The sequence below is a fragment of the Wolbachia endosymbiont of Madathamugadia hiepei genome, assembly GCF_013366855.1.
GTDB lineage: Bacteria > Pseudomonadota > Alphaproteobacteria > Rickettsiales > Anaplasmataceae > Wolbachia.
In genome coordinates this window covers 1-5,247 of record NZ_WQMP01000072.1, presented here as the reverse complement: position 1 = coordinate 5,247, position 5,247 = coordinate 1, and the positions used below count along the sequence as shown (strand labels likewise).

At 37.4% G+C, this 5,247-nt stretch carries 5 protein-coding genes and 1 pseudogene; 4 read left to right on the top strand and 2 right to left on the bottom strand.

From position 1 onward, the window contains the following. A pseudogene (locus GO685_RS03310) lies at nt 1–324 on the top strand (hypothetical protein); the annotation flags it as partial. A gap of 76 nt (nt 325–400) precedes the next feature. Continuing rightward, nucleotides 401–1,399 (top strand): pyruvate dehydrogenase complex E1 component subunit beta, encoded by a 999-nt coding sequence (locus GO685_RS03305; protein WP_175937564.1) that lies wholly within the window; start codon nt 401–403, stop codon nt 1,397–1,399. On the opposite strand, the gene mgtE is transcribed toward GO685_RS03305, so the two are convergent. Continuing rightward, the gene (mgtE, locus tag GO685_RS03300) at nt 1,396–2,766 is read right to left on the bottom strand and encodes a magnesium transporter (protein WP_175937563.1); all 1,371 of its coding nucleotides are present in this window, start codon (nt 2,764–2,766) and stop codon (nt 1,396–1,398) included. The two genes, GO685_RS03305 and mgtE, sit on opposite strands and share 4 nt — an antisense overlap. A 154-nt stretch (nt 2,767–2,920) precedes the next feature. Between mgtE and prfB the strand changes: the two genes are divergently transcribed. Continuing rightward, a protein-coding gene (prfB, locus tag GO685_RS03295) for a peptide chain release factor 2 (protein ID WP_175937562.1) occupies nt 2,921–4,025 on the top strand; the annotation gives its coding sequence in 2 pieces (ribosomal slippage) (nt 2,921–2,995 and nt 2,997–4,025; 1,104 coding nt in all). A gap of 126 nt (nt 4,026–4,151) precedes the next feature. Beyond that, nucleotides 4,152–4,967 carry a hypothetical protein gene (locus tag GO685_RS03290; protein ID WP_175937561.1) on the top strand — a complete coding sequence of 272 codons (816 nt, stop codon included), beginning with the start codon at nt 4,152–4,154 and terminating at the stop codon, nt 4,965–4,967. A 44-nt stretch (nt 4,968–5,011) separates the two neighbouring features. On the opposite strand, the gene GO685_RS03285 is transcribed toward GO685_RS03290, so the two are convergent. Then, nucleotides 5,012–5,149 (bottom strand): hypothetical protein, encoded by a 138-nt coding sequence (locus GO685_RS03285; protein WP_175937560.1) that lies wholly within the window; start codon nt 5,147–5,149, stop codon nt 5,012–5,014. Nucleotides 5,150–5,247 lie beyond the last annotated feature (98 nt).

Genomic DNA, 5,247 nt, shown 5'->3' with positions numbered 1-5,247 from the left:
GTAATTTCTCTATTTGTAGCTAAGTTAAACTACCAGTTTTTGCTACATCTTTCCTTATTTTCTCATGACAAACTTTTTTCACAGAGACTAGAAAAAGCAGAAAAAAGACGACCGTGTTTCTTAAAAATTGCTTCTGTAAATCTTGCAGCTATGTTAGTGGTACTTAGTATTGTTTCCAACTTATCTGTTCTGCAAATGATTGTAACTTCCGCGATACTTGCATTAATAGCTGGCGGTATTACATACATGGTATCAAAGCCTACCACCGAATTGAAAGGAGTGGCTATTCAAGGCTTGGTGCAACATGGTGTTGGTAAGGTTTAATTTGTAGCAATATCTGCTTTACTAGCCTCTGGTAACTCTGATATAGTTACTTTAGTTAATCTATAAAAGTTTATAAATGGCAACTTTAAGCGTGAGAGAAGCTTTATGTGCAGCAATCAGAGAAGAAATGCAAAACGACCCTGATGTGTTTATCATGGGAGAAGAAGTTGCAGAATATGACGGTGCTTATAAAGTAACGAAAGGATTGCTGAAAGAGTTTGGAGAAAATAGGGTGGTTGATACACCTATTACCGAACATGGATTTGCTGGTCTTGCTGTTGGAGCAGCATTTGCTGGGCTCAGGCCAATTGTTGAGTTTATGACTTTTAATTTTTCTATGCAGGCTATTGATCAAATTGTGAATTCTGCAGCAAAAACAAGTTATATGTCAGGCGGACAACTTGGATGCCCTATAGTATTTCGTGGACCAAATGGCGCTGCAGCGAGAGTTGCTGCACAACACTCTCAATGCTTTGCATCTTGGTATTCGCATGTACCAGGGTTAAAAGTAATAGCGCCTTATTTTGCCTCCGATTGCAGGGGTCTACTTAAAGCTGCAATTCGTGATCCAGATCCAGTGATATTTCTAGAAAACGAGATCACTTATGGACATGAGCACGAAGCTTCTGACTCTGAGCTATCGAATAAAGACTATTTACTTGAGATAGGAAAAGCTGCTGTTATACGGAAAGGAAAGGATGTAACTATCACTGCTTTCTCACTGCAATTAATGGATGCTTTAAATGCAGCAGATTTACTCTCTAGTAAAGGCATAGAAGCTGAAGTTATTGACCTGAGAACCTTAAGGCCACTTGACACTGAAACTGTCATTAACTCTATCAAGAAAACTAATAGATTGGTCAGCGTAGAAGAAGGTTGGCCATTTGCAGGAATCGGCGCAGAGCTTTCGGCTGCGGTTATGGAGCATGGATTTGACTACCTTGATGCCCCAGTTGTACGCGTAACAGGTAAGGATGTTCCTTTACCCTATGCTGCAAACCTGGAGAAAAAAGCATTACCGCAAGTGGAAGATATAGTTGAAGCTGTGCATCTGGTCTGTTTTAGAAAGACTTAGCTATTTAGCAGGAAGAGCGTAGCTAAACCAAGAAATATAAAAGCTGAAAGAATATCGGTTGTTGCTGATGTTAGAATTGAAGAGGAAACTGCAGGGTCAGATTTCAAACGATGAAGCATTATAGGAATGAAAGTTCCAATAAATGTTGCAATGATCGACATCATGATCATGGAGGCTACAAAAATGATCTCCACTTTGAAGCTGTGAAATCTCACGGCTAATACTACGAGTGAAATAGTAGACAGAATTATTCCATTTATTAGACCTATGAAAAATTCTTTTATCAGTATTCTGTTTGCATTTTGCTCAGTTAAATATTTTGTTGCGATCGCTCTGATGGTAAGTGTTACTGTTTGAGATCCTGCGTTTCCGCTCATCGACGCAATTATTGGCATAACTATTGGCAGTACTATAAAACTCTTTATTACGTTATCGAAAAAGCCAACTACTATAGAGCATATTGTTGCGGCTAAGAGGTTGAACAACAACCAAGGTAGTCTTTGAATTATGGTTTTATGTATAGGGGCATTTATGTCAGCCTTGGACGACACACCGCTTATTTTCAGTACATCTTCTTCTGTTTCTTGTTGGACAACTTTTATTACATCTTCAGTTAAGATCACACCTATGATTTTACCGCGCTTATTTACTACAGGAGCAGATAATAGAGAGTAATCTTTAAATATTCTTGCTACTTCCTCTTGGTCTAAGCCAGTTTTAATGATTTTTATGTCCTGACTCATTATTTCTTTTATTGTTGTTTCTCCCGAGTGAGATATTACCTTATTTAAATTAACACTACCTATAGGTTCTAATTTTGAGTTGATGACAAAAATCTGATGAAATGTTTCTGGTATTTTTCTATAATTACGCAAGAATTCTGTTAGCTGGTTTATCGTCCAATAATATGGAGCTATAACCATGTTTTTATGTATCAACCTTCCTGCACTTTCTTCTGGATATGATAACAACTCCTCTACTAACTTTTGAGTTGTGCCGGGCAAGTAGTGAAGTATGTTTTCTATAGACTTTCTATCCAAATCTTTCACTATGGTTACTATGTCTTCTACATCAAGAAGCGTGAGTAACTTTGCCGTGTTTTCTATCCCCAGTATTTCTATGATTTCCGCTTGTAAATCTGGTACTACATGTACTAGGGCATTGCTTAACAAATGTTGATCTAGGATACTAACTAATTTTTCCCTGTGGTCACTGATTGAAGTAGATAAAAAATAGGCTAACTGAACGCTATCTATTGTTTTTACGATATTACGAACGTTTTCTAGCTCCTCGTTATCAAGTGACTCGATTAGGTTATCGATAGCCTTATTATCTAAACCATAATGGGAATTTATCTCAATATTCATATCTTCACCTTACTTCTTAACACATATACGTACTTGATCTCTTTAAACATTAGAGTATAATAAGATTGTTTTAAATTAACTACTATATGGTTAAATTTCTGTTTTGTGTACTGTTATTGCTATTGATAGTGAATATATTAAAATCTAAAGCATAATGAAAGCCTATTTAGAAATTTTTGAACACTTTCAGAGCTTAGATAAGAGTATTTCTGTCATTAGGAGGTGTCTTTGACGTAGAAAAATTGAAGTCACGTCTTGCAGAGCTGGAATCTCAGGCTGCAGATGATGATCTATGGCAGGACAACCAAAAAGCACAAGAAATTTTAAAAAAACGTTCTAAAATCAAAAATGATGTGGAGTCATTTTCAAAGTTAGAAAGTGATTACAACGATGCTATCAGCCTAATGAAATTCGCTATTGATGAAAATGATGAGGAACTTTTCTCTGAAGTTGAAAATGAATTAGTGAAGCTAGAGAAATTAATCAAGCGCAAGGAAACGGAATCTTTATTTACTGGCGAAGCAGATAGTAATGACTGCTTCTTGGAAATTCACTCAGGAGCTGGTGGAACGGAGAGCAATGATTGGGCTGAAATGCTCATGCGTATGTATATGAGATGGGCAGAGATTTATCACAACTTTAAAGTTGAAGTTGTAGAAAAATTAGAGGGAGAATCGGCTGGTATAAAATCTGCAACGATAAAAATTATCGGAGAAAAAGCTTATGGGTGGGCAAAAAGCGAAAGTGGCATTCACAGGCTGGTTAGAATATCACCATTTGATGCAAGCAGCAAACGTCATACCAGTTTCGCAAGCATAGGGGTGACACCAGTGATAGAAGATTCAATTGATATTGCTGTGGATGAGAAGGATCTAAAGATCGACACCTACCGCGCTTCAGGAGCAGGCGGTCAGCATGTGAACAAAACTGAGAGTGCAGTGCGCATTACGCATATTCCAACGGGCATCATAGTTCAGTGCCAAAACAGCCGTTCCCAGCATCAGAATAAGCATGAGGCATTAAAGTTACTTAAAGGGCGTTTACACCAAATTGAGCTGGAAAAAAAGGAGCGGGAAATGGCTCAAGAGTATGGCAAAAAATGCGATATAGGCTGGGGTAATCAAATCAGGTCATACGTTGTACATCCATATCAAATGGTGAAGGATTTAAGAACCGGACATGAAGTGGGCAACATAAATTCCGTTTTTGATGGTAACATAGATTGTTTCATAGTTAGTGTGCTGACTAATAAAAATTAGGAGTTTGCATGATATCCGTTCAGAAGTGTGGCTGGAAGACACGTTATTAGGGTTTCAAAAGTCCGTTTCTTGACTCTTTTATTGAAATATGTAACACTCGAGCGAAGTGTTTGCAGAGGTAATTATATGTCTGGTTTAGAAGAACAACTGAAATTATATGATAAGTTACAGAAAACAATAAACAATAAGGGTAACGTTGCTGGCCTCCTCAAAGGAGCTTCGAAAGATGACTTACTAAAGATTCTTACTGATACAGGTATAATTGAGGATGTGTCAAGTGGTAAAAAATGCACTGTAACACCGCTTGGCCTTGCTATAATTCTTGATCGTCAGCAGAGCATTGAAGCTATTCTAGATGCAGCTGTAGGGCAAGGTATATTACAAAAAGTTCTTACCACTGCGAATATAACTGTAAAGCTTTCAGATGGTATGGAATATACTGTAACACCGCTTGGCCTTGCCATGTCTTTTCATAACCGGAAAAGCATTGAAGCTATTCTAGGTGCAGCTATAGGAAAAGGTATATTAAAAGAAGTTTTTGCCGGTATAGAAAAAGATAATCGTGGAAAAATTAAGACTATCTTAAAAGGAGCTGGAAATCAGGATATGCTAGACAAAACTTCTCAAGTTGAAAAGGATATATCTGACAATAGAGCAGTGAAAGGAAATTCAGCTAGTAACGAAAGTGCAACAACTGAACAAGCAACTAATAAAGCAATAATGATTGGTGTTGTTTGTGGCGTTATAGCTGGATTAGCAGTAGGTATTGGATGTGGTGTTGCCAATGCTGGATTATCAATGTTAGTTATAGCTAGCATAGCTGTAGTTGCTGCGTTAGCAGTTGGACTTGCTGCTTATGGTATTGCATATGCAATATCAAAACCTAACACCAAAGTGGACGAAACAAAAGTAAATGGCAATGCGCAGAAAATCCTGGTTTGAGCATAAGTTCATAAAACCCCACTATCACTATAAGACCAAAGATCCTATTTTCGTCGTGTGCTACTGTGTTGCTCTATAGACAATATGCCACCATCGCCAGAGAGCAAAGTACGTGCTGGCTTGCTTTGTCTTAGTCTCTGTGAAAAAAGTTTATCATGAGAAAATAAGGAAAGATGTAGCAAAAACTGGTAGTTTCTCTATTTGTAGCTAAGTTAAACTACCAGTTTTTGCTACATCTTTCCTTATTTTCTCATGATAAACTTTTTTCACAGAGACTAAC

Bases quoted from the DNA above. Each gene is read 5' to 3' on its own strand.
- GO685_RS03290 (WP_175937561.1), top strand. From the start codon at position 4,152: ATGTCTGGTTTAGAAGAACAACTGAAATTATATGATAAGTTACAGAAA.
- mgtE (WP_175937563.1), bottom strand. From the start codon at position 2,766: ATGAATATTGAGATAAATTCCCATTATGGTTTAGATAATAAGGCTATC.
- GO685_RS03305 (WP_175937564.1), top strand. From the start codon at position 401: ATGGCAACTTTAAGCGTGAGAGAAGCTTTATGTGCAGCAATCAGAGAA.